Origin of the sequence: Streptomyces sp. BBFR2, assembly GCF_044497305.1 — a bacterium.
In the GTDB taxonomy this organism is placed as follows: Bacteria; Actinomycetota; Actinomycetes; order Streptomycetales; family Streptomycetaceae; genus Streptomyces.
The window spans coordinates 2802501-2819771 of sequence record NZ_CP172415.1 but is presented as its reverse complement, the minus strand read 5'-3'; the positions used below and the strand labels follow the sequence as shown (position 1 = coordinate 2819771).

15 protein-coding genes (1 of these 15 cut by a window edge) are annotated in these 17271 nt (G+C 74.2%); 9 read left to right on the top strand and 6 right to left on the bottom strand.

Translation table 11 applies throughout. The annotated features are described in order from the left end of the window. Positions 1 to 23: 23 nt before the first annotated feature. Positions 24 to 695 carry a pyridoxamine 5'-phosphate oxidase family protein gene (locus tag ACGH2B_RS10820; RefSeq protein WP_399087440.1) on the bottom strand — a complete coding sequence of 224 codons (672 nt, stop codon included), beginning with the start codon at positions 693 to 695 and terminating at the stop codon, positions 24 to 26. A gap of 445 nt (positions 696 to 1140) precedes the next feature. Here ACGH2B_RS10820 and ACGH2B_RS10815 point away from each other — a divergent pair, with 445 nt between their 5' ends. The 5 genes from ACGH2B_RS10815 to cseC all read left to right on the top strand — a co-directional run bounded on the left by ACGH2B_RS10815 (position 1141) and on the right by cseC (position 5918). After that, on the top strand, positions 1141 to 2103 hold the full coding sequence (locus ACGH2B_RS10815; RefSeq protein WP_399087439.1) for an A/G-specific adenine glycosylase: 963 nt from the start codon (positions 1141 to 1143) through the stop codon (positions 2101 to 2103). Between the two features lie 503 nt (positions 2104 to 2606). Next, positions 2607 to 3158 carry a SigE family RNA polymerase sigma factor gene (locus tag ACGH2B_RS10810; RefSeq protein WP_399087437.1) on the top strand — a complete coding sequence of 184 codons (552 nt, stop codon included), beginning with the start codon at positions 2607 to 2609 and terminating at the stop codon, positions 3156 to 3158. A gap of 76 nt (positions 3159 to 3234) precedes the next feature. Next, positions 3235 to 3882 carry a hypothetical protein gene (locus tag ACGH2B_RS10805; RefSeq protein ID WP_399087435.1) on the top strand — a complete coding sequence of 216 codons (648 nt, stop codon included), beginning with the start codon at positions 3235 to 3237 and terminating at the stop codon, positions 3880 to 3882. Positions 3883 to 3891: 9 nt separating this feature from the next. Further along, positions 3892 to 4608, top strand: a complete 717-nt coding sequence (cseB, locus tag ACGH2B_RS10800) for a two-component system response regulator CseB (protein WP_399087433.1) — start codon at positions 3892 to 3894, stop codon at positions 4606 to 4608. Between the two features lie 8 nt (positions 4609 to 4616). Next, positions 4617 to 5918: a two-component system sensor histidine kinase CseC gene (cseC, locus tag ACGH2B_RS10795; protein ID WP_399087431.1), complete on the top strand. Its 1302-nt coding sequence runs from the start codon at positions 4617 to 4619 to the stop codon at positions 5916 to 5918. Between the two features lie 242 nt (positions 5919 to 6160). Here cseC and ACGH2B_RS10790 read toward each other — a convergent pair whose 3' ends face one another. Beyond that, positions 6161 to 7087 (bottom strand): MBL fold metallo-hydrolase, encoded by a 927-nt coding sequence (locus ACGH2B_RS10790; protein ID WP_399087429.1) that lies wholly within the window; start codon positions 7085 to 7087, stop codon positions 6161 to 6163. Positions 7088 to 7317: 230 nt separating this feature from the next. Here ACGH2B_RS10790 and ACGH2B_RS10785 point away from each other — a divergent pair, with 230 nt between their 5' ends. Next, positions 7318 to 8193, top strand: a complete 876-nt coding sequence (locus ACGH2B_RS10785; protein WP_399087427.1) for a hypothetical protein — start codon at positions 7318 to 7320, stop codon at positions 8191 to 8193. 170 nt (positions 8194 to 8363) lie between these two features. On the opposite strand, the gene ACGH2B_RS10780 is transcribed toward ACGH2B_RS10785, so the two are convergent. Both ACGH2B_RS10780 and ACGH2B_RS10775 read right to left on the bottom strand, forming a co-directional pair. Further along, a complete protein-coding gene (locus tag ACGH2B_RS10780; RefSeq protein WP_399087425.1) occupies positions 8364 to 9266 on the bottom strand; it encodes a DUF4190 domain-containing protein in 903 nt (300 codons plus the stop codon). Between the two features lie 354 nt (positions 9267 to 9620). After that, positions 9621 to 12116: a PQQ-binding-like beta-propeller repeat protein gene (locus ACGH2B_RS10775; RefSeq protein ID WP_399087423.1), complete on the bottom strand. Its 2496-nt coding sequence runs from the start codon at positions 12114 to 12116 to the stop codon at positions 9621 to 9623. Positions 12117 to 12303: 187 nt separating this feature from the next. Here ACGH2B_RS10775 and ACGH2B_RS10770 point away from each other — a divergent pair, with 187 nt between their 5' ends. Together ACGH2B_RS10770 and ACGH2B_RS10765 are read left to right on the top strand one after the other, a co-directional pair. After that, positions 12304 to 12642: a peptidase gene (locus tag ACGH2B_RS10770; protein ID WP_399087421.1), complete on the top strand. Its 339-nt coding sequence runs from the start codon at positions 12304 to 12306 to the stop codon at positions 12640 to 12642. A gap of 414 nt (positions 12643 to 13056) precedes the next feature. Continuing rightward, complete coding sequence (locus tag ACGH2B_RS10765; protein ID WP_399087419.1) at positions 13057 to 13635, top strand: hypothetical protein; 579 nt, start codon at positions 13057 to 13059, stop codon at positions 13633 to 13635. A gap of 115 nt (positions 13636 to 13750) precedes the next feature. Here the strand turns inward: ACGH2B_RS10765 and ACGH2B_RS10760 are convergent, their stop codons facing one another. Then, positions 13751 to 15199 (bottom strand): M1 family metallopeptidase, encoded by a 1449-nt coding sequence (locus ACGH2B_RS10760; protein WP_399087417.1) that lies wholly within the window; start codon positions 15197 to 15199, stop codon positions 13751 to 13753. Between the two features lie 499 nt (positions 15200 to 15698). Between ACGH2B_RS10760 and proC the strand changes: the two genes are divergently transcribed. Next, on the top strand, positions 15699 to 16508 hold the full coding sequence (gene proC / locus ACGH2B_RS10755) for a pyrroline-5-carboxylate reductase (RefSeq protein ID WP_399087415.1): 810 nt from the start codon (positions 15699 to 15701) through the stop codon (positions 16506 to 16508). A 309-nt stretch (positions 16509 to 16817) separates the two neighbouring features. On the opposite strand, the gene trpS is transcribed toward proC, so the two are convergent. Next, positions 16818 to 17271 carry the 3' end of a tryptophan--tRNA ligase gene (trpS, locus tag ACGH2B_RS10750; protein ID WP_399087413.1) on the bottom strand. Its footprint extends 542 nt past the window's final position, so only the last 454 of its 996 coding nucleotides appear in the window; its start codon lies beyond the right edge, outside the window; it ends in the stop codon at positions 16818 to 16820.

Genomic DNA, 17271 nt, shown 5'->3' with positions numbered 1-17271 from the left:
GACCACCGGGTGGCGGCGCGGGGCTACGGGCCCTGGGGCCGCCACTCCTCTTTGTGGCCGAAACCCCGGCCGTTGTCGATCAGCCGCAGCCAGTCGGGGCGCAGCTCCCACAGGGCGGTCCGTTCCAGGGCCGCGCGCAGCCGCTCGTCCCCGGCGACGAAGGGGAACCGGCCGGTGTACGCGTTCCAGCCCGCCGCCCGCGCGGCGCCGGTCAGCTCCCGGCAGCGGCCGCGTCCCTGGAGCCCGGTGAGCCCGCTCCACTCCTGGCCGTCGCGCTGCGCCGTGAACGCCACCCGGGCACCGGGCCGGGCCAGCGCCCGCCCGTGCCGGGTGGAACGCGCGGTGACGAAGTACAGCAGGGGCGCGGCGGCGTCCCCGCCCGGCGCGTAGAGCACCGCGCACGCCTGCGGCCCGTCGTCGTCCGCGTACGCGAGCGTCAGCGTCGTATGGGCGGCCAGCGCCTGCCGGATCGCGGCCGGACAGCACCCATCGGCCGGGCCGGGACCCTCACCACCGGGCCGGGAGCCTGGAACATCGGGCCTGCCGTCCCCGGGCGCGCCGGAGCGGTCGTCCCCGGGGATGCCGGGCCGGTCGTCCCGGGGGCCGGCCGACCCGCCCTCGGGGTCGCCAGGAGTCCCGCCCCCGGGGCCCTCAGGCACCGCGTCCCTGGGCCCGTCCGCCTCGTACGTGGTCATCGTCGCTGTCTCCGTTCCTGGTGCCGCACGGGACGGCGGCGCCTCGCCGGCCGCCCGTCCCTCCACTCTGCCGCCCGGGACGGGCCCCGTGCAGGCGGGGGCACCCCTCGGCCCCCGGAGCGGGCATCGGGCCTTACCGGGGCTCGCGGATCGGCTCCGGAGAACCGCATCCGTCGACCGGCCTGGTCCGTACGCCGGGCATGGGGGGGGCTGCCCGCGAGGCCGCCCCGGCTCGCCACCCCGAGGCCGCCCCCGGAGCAGTCGCACCCGAGGAGTGGCGAAAGCCTCTGGCAAATGCCCCGCGCGGGTCCCGGTGGCGTGTCACCCCTACCCCCGGTAAGCCGCCACCCGTACGTACCGAGCCTCCCGCGTGCGGGTGGGCGCGGGGTGGTGCGGGCCCGGCGCGTTTCATGGGCGGGTGCGCCCGTGCCAGGATCGGTGGGCCATGACTTCCATCCCCGCCACCACCCCCACGGTCCCGCCCTCCGCCGCCTCCCTGCCCTCTGCCGCCGTACCGGCCGCGGAGGGGTCCGACGGGTCCCAGCTCCACGGCCCCGTCACCGACTGGTTCGACGCACACGCCCGCGACCTGCCCTGGCGCCGCCCCGAAGCAGGCGCCTGGGGCGTGATGGTCAGCGAGTTCATGCTCCAGCAGACGCCGGTCAGCCGGGTGCTGCCGGTCTACGAACAGTGGCTGGCCCGCTGGCCGCGCCCCGCCGACCTGGCCGCCGAAGCCCCCGGCGAGGCGGTCCGCGCCTGGGGCCGGCTCGGCTACCCGCGCCGCGCACTGCGCCTGCACGCCGCCGCGCTGGCCATACAGGAACGCCACGGCGGGGACGTCCCGCGCGAGCACGGCCAGCTCCTGGCGCTGCCCGGTGTCGGCGAGTACACCGCCGCCGCCGTCGCCTCCTTCGCGTACGGGCAGCGGCACGCGGTGCTGGACACGAACGTGCGGCGGGTCTTCGCCCGCGCCGTCACCGGCCGCCAGTTCCCGCCGAACGCCACCACCGCCGCCGAGCGGAAGCTCGCCCGGGCGCTGCTCCCGGACGACGAGCGGATCGCCGCGAAGTGGGCGGCCGCCACGATGGAGCTGGGCGCGCTGGTGTGCACGGCGCGCGGCCCGGAGTGCGGGCGCTGCCCGATCGCCGCCCGGTGCGCCTGGAAGCTGGCCGGTTCCCCGCCCCACGAGGGCCCGGCCCGCCGTACGCAGTCGTACGCGGGCACCGACCGTCAGGTCCGCGGCAAGCTCCTCGCCGTCCTGCGTGAGGCGTTGTCGCCGGTGCCGCAGGCGGCACTGGACGCGGTGTGGGACGAGCCGGTGCAGCGGGCCCGCGCGCTCGACGGCCTGGTCTCCGACGGTCTGGTGGAACCGCTGCCCGGCGGCCGTTACCGCCTGCCGCGCACCTGACCCGGCCACCCGGCCCGGCCGTCCGATCCGGCCACGTACGGAGGGACGCGTCCCCGGGGCGCGTCCCTCCGCCGCGTCCGGGACACCTCCGCCGTCCCGGAACGTCCCGCCCCGGCTCTCCCGCGGACGCCGCCCCGGAACGCCCCGTACGCCGCCCCGGAACGCCCGGCTCGGCCCTGGGACGTCCCGCGCGCCCTCCCGGAACGGCCGGGCGCACCACCCCGGAACGCCCCGCCGCCCGGAACGCCCCATCACCCCCGGCGCCGCCCCCTCAACCCTTCGGCGGCCCCGTCCGTCCGGAGGATGACGCATTTCGGACGGGCCGTCCGTCCCTGGTAGGACCCCTGGGGCGCTGTTACACAACCGACGGATTTCCGTGCACTGCCTGTGGTGCCGACGCACATTGCGCCGCAACACCCCCTCCGTAGCGTCCTCCTCGTGCTGGAGATGACCACCGGCACGGTCAACGTGGGGACTCGCAAAAGCGGAGCGGAGGCGTCGGGATGGCGACCAGCGGCGGCAAGGTACTGGACTTCGAGGAGTACGTACGGACGCGGCAGGATGCGCTGCTGCGCAGCGCCCGGCGGCTGGTGCCGGACCCCGTGGACGCCCAGGACCTCCTGCAGACGGCGCTGGTGCGCACGTACGGCCGCTGGGACGGCATCGCCGACAAGTCGCTGGCCGACGCCTACCTCCGCCGCGTCATGATCAACACCCGTACCGAGTGGTGGCGGGCGCGGAAGCTGGAGGAGGTGCCGACCGAGCAACTGCCCGACGCGAGCGTCGACGACGGCACCGAGCAGCGCGCCGACCGCGCCCTCCTGATGGACATCCTCGGGGTGCTCGCGCCCAAGCAGCGCAGCGTCGTGGTGCTGCGACACTGGGAGCAGATGAGCACCGAGGAGACGGCTGCCGCGCTCGGCATGTCGACGGGTACCGTCAAGAGCACGCTGCACCGGGCCCTGGCCCGCCTCCGTCAGGAGCTGGCCGACCGTGACATCGACGCGCGCATGCTGGAGCGCGGCGAGACGGAGCGGGAGCGGTGCGCGGCCTGACCGGTACGGCATCAGGAACGGCGGCTGTGCGAACAGCGCGGTGAGCGGGAGCGGATTGTCCAGGAACAGGTTGACCGTGGGCGGGTTGACCACAGGCGGCGCGGCCACGGCGGGAGTGGCCGCGCTCGGTCTGCTGCTCGCGGGCTGCAACCCCGGCAGCGAGGGCGTCCGCAGCGAGGGCACGGCCACCACCGCCCCCGCACCCGGCCACGCCCCCACCACCGACCCGTCGCCCACCACGTCCGCGTCCCTGAAGAAGATCGACGCGGTGGCGCTGCTCAAGGGCGACCCGAAGGTCAGCGACGAGGTGCGGCGCACCCTCGCCAAGCCGTGCGTCGCGGACGCGTACCCGGTCGAGGTGACGTACGCCTCGCTCACCGGCAACAAGGCTCCCGACGTCATCGTCAACGTCATGACCTGCGCGGATTCCATCGGGATCGGTGCGTACGTCTACCGTAAGAGCGAGGCGGGCGGCAGCGGGTATGACAACGTGTTCAGCGATGAGCAGCCGTCCGTCTCCGCCGGGGTCAACAAGGGGGACCTGGAGGTCTCCAAGCAGACCTACGGCACCGGGGACAAGGTGTGCTGCCCGTCCGGTGAGGACGTGACCACCTACCACTGGTCCCGCAACCGCTTCGCGGAACTGGACCGCTACCACACGGACTACAGCAAGACCACCGTCGACGGCCCCGGGCCCGATGACGACGACACATCGGAGGGTTGAGACAACGGCATGGCCGACACCCATGTGCTCTTCGTCGAGGACGACGATGTCATCCGCGAGGCCACCCAACTCGCCCTGGAACGCGACGGTTTCGTGGTCACCGCGATGCCCGACGGTCTCGCGGGCCTGGAGGCGTTCCGCGCCGACCGGCCCGACATCGCGCTGCTCGACGTGATGGTGCCGGGCCTGGACGGCGTCAGCCTCTGCCGCCGTATCCGGGACGAGTCCACCGTTCCCGTGATCATGCTGTCGGCGCGTGCCGACTCCATCGACGTCGTCCTCGGGCTGGAAGCCGGCGCCGACGACTACGTCACCAAGCCGTTCGACGGTGCCGTCCTCGTCGCCCGTATCCGCGCGGTGCTGCGCCGTTTCGGCCATGCCAGCGGGCCGGACGCGCGCAGCGGGGCCCAGCCGTCCGGTGCGGACGCCGAGCCCGCGGAGGCGATACTCCGCTTCGGGGACCTGGAGGTCGACACCGAGGGCATGGAGGTCCGCAAGGGCGGCGAGCCGGTCGCGCTGACGCCGACCGAGATGCGCCTGCTGCTGGAGTTCTCCGACGCCCCCGGCACCGTCCTGACCCGCGACCGCCTGCTGGAACGGGTGTGGGACTACGGCTGGGGCGGTGACACCCGCGTCGTCGACGTCCATGTGCAGCGGCTGCGCGGCAAGATCGGACAGGACCGCATCGAGACGGTCCGCGGCTTCGGCTACAAGCTGAGAGGCTGACGCGCCAGGTGTTCAGGCTCCCCCTGCGGACGGGGCTGAGGTGGAAGCTCAGCGCCGCCATCGCGCTGGTCGGCGCCCTGGTGGCGCTGGCGCTGAGCCTCGTGGTGCACAACGCGGCCCGCGCCTCGATGCTCGACAACAGCCGTGACGTCCAGATCGAGCGGCTGAACTCCACCCAGCGGATCTACGAGTCGACCGGCCAGTTGCTGTTCAGCGCCAAGATCGACGACCCGGCGATCCCCGCGGAGCTGCGCAAGGAAGTCCTCACCAACACCCGCGCCACCTACCTCCAGGACAACGGCGAGGCCGCCCCCGAGGTGTGGGCCGCCTCCCCGCTCAGCGGCGGCCGGGTGCTGTCCATGCACAACCGCTTCTACGACCGCTTCAAGGTCCTCGACGATCTCGACCAGGCGCTGGTCATCGGCTCGACAGCGGTCGTCGTCGGCGGCTGCGCGCTGGGCGTCCTGGTCGGCGGGCGGCTCTCGCAGCGGCTGCGGAAGGCCGCGGCGGCCGCCGGGAAGCTCGCCGACGGCGACACCTCGGTCCGGATCCGGGACGCGGTCGGCGGGCGCATCCGGGACGAGACGGACGATCTGGCCTGGGCGGTCGACGCGATGAACGACGCGCTCCAGCAGCGCATCGAGGCGGAGCGCCGGGTCACCGCCGACATCGCCCACGAACTGCGCACCCCCGTCACCGGTCTGCTCACCGCCGCCGAACTGCTGCCTCCGGGCCGGCCCTCGGAGCTGGTCCGCGACCGGGCGCAGGTGCTGCGCACCCTGGTCGAGGACGTGCTGGAGGTGGCCCGCCTGGACGGCTACGCGGAACGCGCCGAACTCCAGGACGTGGCGCTCGGCGAGTTCGTCGGCCGCCGGGTGCGGGCCCTCAACTCGGACGTACGGGTCGAGATCGTCCGGGACGCGGAGGTCACCACCGACCCGCGCCGCCTGGAACGCATCCTCGGCAACCTCATCGCCAACGCCGTCCGGCACGGCAAACCGCCCATCGAGGTCACCGTCGAGGGCCGCATCCTGCGCGTCCGCGATCACGGCAAGGGCTTCCCGGAGGCGCTGCTGAAGGAGGGCCCGAGCCGTTTCCGTACCGGCAGTAGCGACCGCGCGGGCCGTGGCCACGGCCTCGGCCTGACCATCGCCGCAGGTCAGGCCCGGGTCCTCGGCGCCCGCCTCACCTTCCGCAACGCCGACGAAGTGGGCGACGGCTCGACCGGCGCCGTCGCCATCCTCTGGCTCCCGGAGAACGCCCCGACGGCCACGGGCAGCTTCCCGGTCATCCACCTGCCGGAGCGGTGAGGACGGGGCGGTGTGCGGTGGGGCCGGGGCGGTCCCGTACGGGACCGCCCGTGTCCCTTAGGGGAGGCTCCGGCCCTTACGGGCTCGGCATCCCGTAGGGGAGTCGCCTGTCCCTTACGGCCCGGAGTCCCGTAAGGGACGGGCGATCACGTACGGGCCTGACGTCCCCTACGGGCCTGCCCCCCTTACGGGAATCCGGCACCTCTCGGAGCCCCGGCCTCCCCGTAGGGCCCCGATGTCCCCTACGGTCCCGCCGCCTCCACCATCGCGCTGATCCACAGTTCCGGTACGAGCCGGTACCCCGTGCCGTGCCGTTCGACCCGGCTCAGGGCCGGGTACTCGGTGTGCGCGCCCGCGAGGAGGGCGCCGTCCGCCGCCGCCCCGCGCAGGACCGCCTCCCGGGTGCGGGCCGCGGCCGCGGCGTCCGAGTCGAAGACGACGGTCGCGTCGGGGCGCGGTGCCTGTACGGCCGGCAGGTGCAGCAGGTCGCCGACGAGCAGGACGGTCCGGCCGCCGCCGGTGAGCCGGTAGCCGCAGTGGCCCGGGGTGTGGCCGGGCAACGGGAACGCCGTGACGCCCGGCAGGACGGGGTGCTCACCGGTGAACGTGCGGATCCGCTCCCGGTACGGCGCCAGGGCGCGCGCCGCGCCGGCGCGGATGATCTCCGGCGCCCACGGCGGCAGCCCCTCGTCCGGCTCCGGCACCGGCGCGCCGGCCCCGTCCGGCAGCCAGTGCGCCAGCTCGTCGGCGTGCAGGACGACCTCGGCGCGCGGGAAGTACGGGGCGCCGTCGGGGGTGACGAGCCCGGCGCTGTGGTCGAGATGGAGGTGGGTGAGGAGGACGGTCTCGATCTCCTCGGGGCGCACACCGGCCCCGGCCAGCGCGTGGGGCAACCGTCCCAGGGTGGGGACCGAGTCGTTCCCCATGCCCGCGTCGATCAGTGCGGGGCCGTGGCCCGGCCCCCGGAGCAGGTACATGGTGTGGGTGAGGGCGGCGCACTCCGGCCGGTGCGCCGCCTTCTGGAGACGTACCGCCTCCCCGGTGTCGAAGCGGGGGAGGACGGTCGCCAGATCGGCGGTGAAGAACCCGTCGCTGAGGGCCGTCAGGGTGGTCTCCCCTACGGGCCAGTGGACGGCGCTGGAGTAGGGGCTCGGGACAGCGGATGCCATGGTCTCTCCTGTCGTCGCCGCCCAGTATGGGGAGACCGGCGCCCGAGGGGACAGACCGCCCGGAGCCGTCCCGTAAGGGGTGTGCGGGTCCGCGCCGAGCGCCCCGTCGTCGCCCTTGCCCGCCCCCGGGGGCATCCCGGAAGGGACGCGCGGGCTCTTCCTCGGGGTACACCGCCCCGAAAAGTGTCGACTCACTCGACATGTCGAGTGAGTCGACATAAGGTTCGGGCATGCCCGAATCCCGAGAAGCAGAAGCGGCACGCCTCGCCGCCCTGTCCGACCTCATCGCCTGGGCCGCGCGCCGGGAACGGCTCAGCGAGGACCGCGCCGACGCCGTCGCCGCCGCCTGGCGCACCGGCACCCGGAACGTCGCCGAGCTGGCCCGCCTCGCCCGGGTCACCCGCGACACCATCTACGCGGACCTGGCCGCCCGGAACATCGACCGCGGCTCCCGCGAGGAGGAGGCGCCGGGCCCCCGGGCGGCCGGCGGGGTCCCCCTGCACGGCGACGCGGTGCGGACCGCCGCCCGGATCGCCGACGCCGTCGCCCGGCCCGCCTACGTGCACGACCCCCGCGACCCCCTCGCACGCGCGGCCCTCGCCGCGGCCGGCGCGCTGGAAACCGTCGCCGACGTGCTGCAGCCGCCGACGGATCAGGGGCCGGGCTGGACGCCCCGGGAGACGCTGCCCGGCCTGGCGGTTCAGGGTGAGGCGCTCACGCACCACAGTCACCGGGCCCTGGCCGCCGTCGCCGGACCCGCCGACCTCGCGGCCGACTCCGACCACCGCCGCCAGGCCCTCCTCCACACCGGCCGGCACGCGGTGGCCGACGGGGCGAGCGTCACGCTCACCCTGCCGACGGGCGAGACCCTCACGCTCCGGGTGGGGCGCGACGAGACCGGGTGGACCCGACTGACGGGCGACAGCCCCCTGGTCACCGGAGACGTCGACGGTCTCGACCACCTGGAGGCGCAGGCGGCCCTCCAGACGCTCGCCCGTGTCGCCACGCGGCACCTCGCGGAGTCCGCCTTGGCCGAGCGCCGCAAGGACGCCCCGCCCGGCGGGGGCCGCGTCCGCACCCGCGTCCTCCCGGGCAACGAGGACTGACGGAACAGGGCCCGTACGGGACGTCCCGTACGGGCTCTGCGCTCAAAGGACTTGGGTGACCGGCCCCGCGGTGAAGTCCCCTACGGCCTTGTCCCTAGGGGAATCGGCCCCCTCGGCCTTCATGGCAGACGACCCCTACGGGCCTTCTCCGGGTTCACCCCTACGGGGCGTCAGCCGCCCACCTTCCCGCTCCAGTACGCGTCGTCCATCTTCATCGCGTCCGGGCTGAACGCGACCTCGGCCTTCCCGGCGGCCTCCGGGGGCAGCGAGAACGCGTACTTGCCGACGGCCTTGCGGCCCGGCAGGACGTAGCCGTCGATGACCTTCTGGCGTCCGCTGCCGTCGATCACCAGCTCCGCCGTCGCGCCGTCCGCGTCGCTGACATCGGGGAGCCCGGTGCTGACCCGGACCCGCTCGGCACCGGTGTTGACCACGGTGACGGTGACCTCGATGGCCTTGTTGCCCTCGGCGTGCCCGTTGGCGAACTCGTCCGGGGTGAACGGCCCCGGCTCGCCGACCGTCACCTTCAGGCCGTTGGCGAACGTGTACGTCTCCCCGAACGTCAGGTGACGGGCCTTCTCCGCCGCCGCCTCGGCCTTCTTGGACGCCTCGTCGGTGGCCTTGATCTCCTCGGCCTCGGACCGGACGCGGTCGACCGCCCTGTCCACGATCACCACCGTGAAGATCAGGCTGACCGCCGCGATCAGCAGTCCGGCGATCCCCAGGAACACGCCGGTCAGCGTCATGCCACGGTTCGTCGCCACGCCCTTGCGCGCCTGCGAGGCGCCGATGCCGCCGAATATCAGGGCCAGCAGCGCGGGCAGCCACGCCAGCCAGAACAGCACGATGAACAGGCTGAGTACGAGACCGGTGATGCCGAGCACCAGCGCGCTGACGCCCATGCCGTTGCGCGGCTGCGGCGCGCCCCAGGGTGCCGCCGCCGGGTACGGCGCCCGTTCGACCGGTTCCGTCCCGGGCGGCGGCGCCGCCCAGGGATCGCGTGCGGCGCCGTCGGGCGTCTCATCGGGTCTGCCGTCGGGCTGCTGCTCTCCGGGCGGAGCGGGCACAGGCATGCGAAGTCCTCGTATCGATCGGAAAGAGACGAACTGGCGACAATAGCAGTCGCCTTTACTCGTACATTGCCTATTTTCCGGTCCTCCGCGGACAGCCTTCTCGGACGATCCCCGCTGCGTCGCCCGAGCGCCTCCTGGCGACTCCTTCCGCATCACGCGCCGTCGTAATGCGCGCCGAGGAGAGGGACCGGGGGCGGCCTCTCCCGCCTCGGTCAGGTCGAACGCGCCCCATTCCAGGAGCGCTAGGGCCGGACCGCGCCCTCGCCGCGAAGGCGTTCCCGGCCCGGCCCGTGTTCGTCCCGGCGGCCAACAGCGGTGCGCCGGAAGGCGTTCGACGTCACCGAAGGGCCCGGCTCACCAGGCGGCCGGGTCCTTCGTCAACATGCCGAAGATCGTGCCGTCCGGGGACGTCCCGTAGATCCGTCCCAGGGACGGGGCGGGCGCGGGCACGGTCTCCAGGAAACCGTTGTGGCGGGTGGCCTTCAGACGGGGCGGGGTCTGGCCCGTCAGATCGCCGTTCCGGGCATCGAGGGCGAGGAGACGGCCGTCGGCGGAGGAGAAGTACAAGCGGTCGTCGGCCGTGACCACGGGCGTGGAACCGCGCGCGACGGAGGTCTCCACGTCCCACTTCCGCTCGCCGACGGCCTGGAGCGCGCCGCCCTCGGCCAGCAGGTACGCCGTCTCACCACGCACCGTCGCGAGAACGCCGTCCAGCGGGGCGGCGAGCGGCAGGCGGCGGCTGTGCCGGGTCCGCGGGTCGTAGCGGACGACGGCGGTCGTCCGGGAGGCGAACTGCGGCTCGCCGGCGGTGAGATAGAGCGTCCCGGAGGCGCCCGCCCCGGCGACCGTCAGCATCCCGGGCAGCCGAGCCTGCCAGCGGACGTCACCGGACGCCGGATCGATCGCGGTGACCTGCGTGGCGGTGCCGTCCGCGCCGGTCTCGGCGGCGTACGCGGTGCGGACGTCGGTCCCGTACGTCCGGAACGACGGCAGCGCGTGCCCGGGGAAGGCGCGGTGCCAACGGGGGCGGTGGGTGGCGCTGTCGAGGGCGGTGACCGTGCCGTCGGCGGCGGTCAGCAGGACCGTGTTCCCGGTGAGGGACGCGCCGCCCTGGTACGCCGTGAGGGCGGTGGACCAGCGGGTACGGCCCCGGCCCTCGGCGGACGGGTCGAGGGCGCTCAGCCGGGTGCCGTCGGCGGAGGTGACGTAGAGCAGACCGCCGGAGAGCCGCGGTGCGGGCGGCGCGGTGTCCGTCTTCCCGGAAGGCGGCGCGGCGCGGCGCCACACCACCTCACCCGTCACCGGATCGAGCCGGGCGGCGGTCACACCGCGCTGCGCACAGAAAACGGCGCCGCCGCTCCCCGCCGAACAGGCGGGCATCTCGGCCTCGTGCCCGGCGGGACGCGGCAGCAACGTGGTGCGCCAGGGGTGGAACGCGCCGCTCGGCGACGGCGCGGGACGACGCGGCGCCCCACCCCCGGACGTGGCCTGCGCGATGACGAAACCGCCGGTCAGAGCCACGGCAAGAGCGGCGGCGGCCCAGACGAACAGACGACGCCGGGGGCGGCGGGCCTTCCCGGGGGCATCGTTCGAGGAGCGGGACGGGTCTTCGGGCCGCCCCTCGGCCTGGCGCCCGGCCCCGGGCCGGGCGCCGGATTCCGTTCCACCCTGGAACGCGGCCCCGGTCCGGACGTCGGACTCCGCACCACCCTGGAACGCGGCCCCCGGATCGGCCCCGGCCCCCGTCCCACCCTGGAACGCCGCCCCCGGCTCCGCGCCGGGCTCCCCGTCCGTCACCTCCCGGAGCGCGTCCCGTACGTGCGTCACCTCCGTCGACGGCGCATCCGCGGCCGGCCACCCCGGAACGAACGCCTGCCCCGGCGCCCCCGGCTTCCCTGGAACGAGCGAATGATCCGGCGGGCCCGCCTGCCCCGGAACGCGGGGCCGGGCCGCGAACCCCACCGGCGTATCGGACGGGCCGCCCTCCGCCAGCCGCTCCCACAGGTCGAGGTGGACCTCGGTCGGCAACTCCGTCCGCAACCGGTCCATCAGGGCGCGCGGCGTCGGCCGGTCCGCCGGATCCTTCGCCAGACAGGCGGCGATCAGCGGCGTCAACTCCTCCGGCACACCGTCCAGATCGGCGTCGTCGTGCACCACCTGGTACGCGACGATGTACGGGCTGTCCGAGTCGAACGGCCCCCGGCCCGTCGCCGCGTGCACCAGCACCGACCCCAGTGCGAACACATCCGCCTGCGGCCCCACCTCACGCGGGCGCTGGAACTGCTCGGGCGCCATGAACGGCGGCGTCCCGATGAGTTTTCCGGTCTCGGTGCGCATCTCGCTGTCGGACGGCCGCGAGATCCCGAAGTCGATGACCTTCGGCCCGTCCGCAGCCAACAGGACGTTGCTGGGCTTCAGATCGCGGTGCACCACCCCGGCACGGTGGATGTCGCGCAGCGCCTCGGCGAGGCCGCAGGCCAGCGCCCGCAGCTCACAGGCGGGCAGCGGCCCGTTCCGCTTCACCTGCTCGGCGAGGGTCGGCCCGGAGATGTGCAGCGTCGCCATCCACGGCCGGGCGGCATCCGGGTCCGCGTCCACGACCGGCGCCGTGAACGCCCCGCTGACCCGCCGGGCCGCCGCCACCTCCTGCCGGAACCGCCCCCGGAACTCCGGATCCTGCGCGAACTCCGCATGGATGACCTTGACCGCCAGCGGCAGCCCCGACGACGAACGGGCCAGATGCACCTCGCCCATACCGCCCGCGCCCAGCCGCCTCTCCAGCCGGTACTGCCCCGCATATCCCGGACGTTCCGCTTCCGGCTCCGCGCCGGTTTCCCGCAGCGGCGACATCGTCCACCCCCGTGTCCTTCGCCGTGCCGAACCCCGCGCTCAGAAGGGCGCAGGGGTACGCGCGGAGCCTAGTCGATGGTGCGTACGGGACGGACGGGGCTTGCTAGCGTGCCGGTGCACAGGCGCCCGCCCGCACCGGGCGGCGCACCACCGCGCGCCCGACGGCGCACTCCACGGGGGAGCAACCATGAGCGACACCCAGGACCCGTCCGCACCCGGCGAGACCCCGGCGGACGGCACGGCGGACGGCACCTTCGAAGCCCGCGCCGCCTCCGCCGCGACCTACCCGCTGGTCCCCGGCTACCGCGTCAACGTCCGCCAGGGCCCCAGCACCGCCACCGCCGTCATCCGGCGACTCCCGGCCGGCTCGTACGTCCAGATCCGCTGCCAGCGCCACGGCCAGCGCGTCTCCGGTCCGACCGGCGTCTCCGACATCTGGGATGCGATCGGAGGCGGCGGCTACGTCTCCGACAGCTACGTCCGGACGGGGAGCAGCGGGTTCGTGGCGCCGCGGTGCGCGTCCTGAGGCGAACGGCCGACGCCGTGCGGGAGGGGGCCGTTTTCCAGGCCGCCTGGATGAGCCGCGGGCCGTCGCCGGACGCGCGGCCCGGCCGGGACGTGAGCCCGGACCGGTAGGGGCGGCGGCTGTGCCGTCGGGGCTCGTACGGCGACGTGTTCGGGCATCGGCCGTTCCAGGCGGTGGGCCCACCGGTTTCCCGGTGGTGAGCCGGCCGTTCCAGGCAGTGAGTCCGGCCCCGTGCGCCGCGGTGTTCGGCGGAGTGCGCGGCCGTCGTCCTGTACCGGTCGCCGGGCCGTTCCAGCGGGATACCCGACCCGTTCCAGGCGCCGGGCAGCCCGTTCCCACCCGTTCCAGGCGGTGCCCGGCAGGACCGCCCGGTGGCCCGGGGCCCGCGGCGCCCGGGGCGGCGATAATCGGAGTATGAGCGACGAGCGGACGACCCCCGGCGGTCCGGAACGCGGCACCGGCACCGGTACCGGCCCGGCGGACGGCGGGCCCGAGCCGGAGCCGATCCGCTTCTTCGGCACCTGCTGGCTCCACCACGACCACGGCTACGCCCTGCGCCGCGTTGCCGTCGCCGCCGGATCGCTGCTGCTCACCGTGGTCGGCGCGCTCATCCTGCGGTTCGCGTTCCAGGGCCTCGCGATCGGTGAGGTCGGACCGCTGGTGACCGTGCTGGTCATCGCCGGGTTCGCGGTCTGCAGCGCGCTCGCGTTCCGCCGCACCTGGGACGGGTTCGTCCGCCGCCCCGACCCGTCCTCGGCGAGCGCCGCCGACCGCTCCGCGCAGAGCCTGCTCCTGATCGGCTTCCTCGGCTCCCTGTTCGCCTACTTCTGCCGCAGTCTGATCGAGGCTCCCGGCGAGAAACTGCACCGCGCCGAGTACGCCGCCGCCCGCTCCCGCCACGAACGCCGCCGCACGGCCCGTACCGGCAACCCGGCGGCGAAACGCGCGAAGAACGACCAGAACGCGAAATCCCCCAAGGGGAAGCGGAAGTAGCGGCTGGGCGGCCTTGAGGGGGCCCGCACGGGCAAACCGCAGGGGAAGCCAGGCCCTCCCGCACCCGAGGGCGCGCACCCTCCTCACCCGGGGCACGCACCCCAGGACCGGCCGCTCAGTACTCCCAGTCCGGCCGCCCCTCCCCGTACAGCCAGTCGTCGAAGAGATCCGTCAGATCCTCGTCCGTGCGTTCCTGACAGAAGTCGATGAACTCCTCGGAATCCGCGTTCCCGTGCCGGTGCGCCGCCGGCCACTCCTTCAGAATCCGGAAGAACACCTTGTCACCGACTGCGTTCCGGAGCTGCTGGAGCACCATCGCGGCCCGATCGTAGACCGGCGCCCCCGTCACGTTCTCCGCCGACCCCTGGTCCCCCGGCGGAAACTCCCACAGCTCCTCGTACGAGATGCCGTCCACCTCGTCCTCGTCGCCCTCCTCCAGCGCGTACAGCGCGTCGAACTGCTCCTGGGGCGTGCGCCCGCCCTCGTGCGCCTCCCACAGCCACTCCGCGTACTGCGCGAAACCCTCGTTCAGCCAGACGTCCTCCCAGGTCAGCGGCGTCACCGAATCCCCGAACCACTGGTGCGCCGTCTCGTGCACCACCGTCGACGTATCGGGGGCACCCGCGTACACCGGCTTCGTCTGCGTCTCCAGCGCCACCCAGTCGATCCGCTCCGGCGTGTGGTCGACGACCGCCCCCGCCGACGCGAACGGATACGGCCCGAACAGCTTCCGCGACCAGGCCAGCACCTCCGGCAGCCGGTCGAGCGCCTCCCGGCTGCCCGCCGCCTCCTTCGGATCCACCGCGACGTACAGCGGCAACCCGTCCGCAGTCCGCGACTGATGGACGTCGAACCGCCCGATCGTCGCCGTCGCCAGGTACGTCGCCATCGGCTCCCCGGAGTGCCACACGAACGTCGTCCGCCCGCCGGAGGTGACGCTCGACCGCAGTTCCCCGTTGGCGACCGCGGTGTACCCGCGCGGCACGGTGATCCGGAAGTCGTACGCCGCCTTGTCCCGCGGATGGTTGTTCCCGGGGAACCACGTCATCGCCCCGGCGGGCTCCCCCGACACGAACGCCCCGTCCGCCGTCTTCACCCACCCCTCCGCCGACCCGTCCGCGTCGGTCATCTCCTGCGGCACCCCGTCGTACGCCACGGTCGTCCGGAACGTGCTCCCCTTCCGCAGCCCCTCCGCCGGACGCACCGTCAGCTTGTGTCCCTTACGGGAGAACCCGGCCGGGGCACCGTCGACCCTTACGGAGGTGACCCGCAGCCCCTGGAGGTCCAGCCGGAACGCACGGAGGTCCCGCGTCGCCTTCGCGGTGATCCGCGCCGTCGCATCGAGCTGCCGCTCCGCCACGTCGTACGCCAGCTCCAGCCCGTAATGACGTACGTCGTACCCCCCGTTGCCGAGCGTCGGGAACAGCGGATCCCCGACCCCGCCCGCACCCACCGCCCCCTTGACCTCGGAGCCCCGCGTACAGGACGACACCAGCAGTACGGCGACGAGCGCGGCGGACGAGGCGGCGGCCCCACGACGGAAACGGACGGACCGGCGCTTCACAGCTCTCCAGACATCGGCTCGGACCCGGAACACCGGGCCGGGAACCGCACCGGTCACCCCGCCCGGCCCCTGCATGATCACGAAACGCCGACCCTACGGACTTTTCCGGCACGGGGCAGGACACAACCGGCGACCAGCAACGAACCGGACCCGCGAGACGGGTGGAATGGGTGGAACGGGGCGGAATAAGGGTGGAACGCCGCATGCCGAAGAGAGTGGAACGCGGCGGAGAGCCGCAGGGCCCGGAACGGACCGAGGCCCACGAACCGGAGGCGTCACCCGGAGCCCGTAGGGCCGGGGGAGAGGGGCCCGCCGTCCGCACCCCGGAACACCCCCGCCACCCACTGTCCCCGGGTGCGAGGATGACCGCGCAACCAGGCACCCCCAGGGACGTGCCGCCGCCCGCCCGGCCACCGGCCGGCCGTGGGCCCCGACCGGAGAACCGGCGGGGAAACCGGCACCGCACCCTGACACCACCACCGGCGAGGTGAAGCGCAACATGGCTCAGAAGGTCGCCGTACTCGGCACCGGAAAAATTGGCGAAGCCCTGCTCAGCGGCATGATCCGCGGCGGCTGGGCCCCCGCCGACCTGCTGGTCACCGCCCGCCGCCCCGAGCGCGCCGCCCAGCTCCGCGAGCGCTACGGCGTCGAAGCGGTCACCAACGCCGAGGCCGCAGCCGCCGCCGACACCCTGATCCTCACCGTCAAACCGCAGGACATGGGCACCCTCCTGACCGAACTGGCACCGCACGTCCCCGCCGACCGCCTCGTCATCAGCGGCGCCGCGGGCGTCCCCACCGCCTTCTTCGAGGAACGGCTGGCCACCGGCACCCCCGTCGTCCGCGTCATGACCAACACCCCCGCCCTCGTCGACGAAGCCATGTCCGTCATCTCCGCGGGCACCCACGCCACCGGCGACCACCTCCGCCGCGCCGAGGAGATCTTCGCGGGCGTCGGCAAGACCCTGCGCGTCCCGGAGTCCCAGCAGGACGCCGCGACCGCCCTCTCCGGCTCCGGACCGGCCTACTTCTACTTCCTCGTCGAGGCCATGACCGACGCCGGCATCCTCCTCGGACTGCCCCGCGACAAGGCCCACGACCTCATCGTCCAGGCCGCGATCGGCGCCGCCGTCATGCTCCGCGACAGCGGCGAGCACCCCGTCAAACTCCGCGAGAACGTCACCTCCCCCGCGGGCACCACCATCAACGCCATCCGCGAACTGGAGAACCACGGCGTCCGCGCCGCCCTCCTCGCTGCCCTCGAAGCCGCCCGCGACCGCAGCCGCGAACTCGCCTCCGGCAACGGCTGACCCCCTGCCCACGAGCGGCCCCTACGGGACGGATCCGCCCCGTAGGGGCCGCTCCCCCCCCCGGGCTCTTCCCCTACGGGGCCGCCCCCGGGCCACCCTTCTCCCACGGGGCCGAGGCCGAGTCCGGGAACCGCACCAGGGGCGAGGCCGGTGCGCGGCCGAGGCCGCCCACTTGCGGGCCGGCCCCCTCGGCGCCGCCACGACGCAGCGCCCCTTCCCCTACGGGCTCTACCGACCTGCCGACCCGTAAGGGGAAAGCCCCCCGCAGGGCACCCCTCACAGAGCTCACCCCTACGGCACGCCCCGCCCTCACCCCGGCGGCAGCAACCCCACAGCCCGGCACGCCGCATCGACCCGCGGCCGCGCCAGCGCCCGGGCCCGCTCCGCCCCGGCCCGCAGCACACCGTCGACATATCCCGGATCCGCGGCCAGCTCCGCATGCCGCTCCCGCACCGGCCGCAACAGCTCCACCACCGCCTCCGCCACATCCTTCTTCAACGCCCCGTACGAGCCGTACGCCCCGGCCAACGCCCCAGGCTCGCCACCCGTACAGGCCGCCAGTACCTCCAGCAGATTCGCCACCCCCGGCCGCTCGACCGGGTCGTACACCACATCCGGGTACGCGTCCGTCACCGCCCGCGCCACCTTCTTGCGCACCGCCTCCGCCTCGTCCAGCAGATGGACGATCCCCGCCGTCCGCGCATGCGACTTACCCATCTTCGCCGTGGGCTCCTGAAGATCCTTCACCCGCGCCGCCACCGGC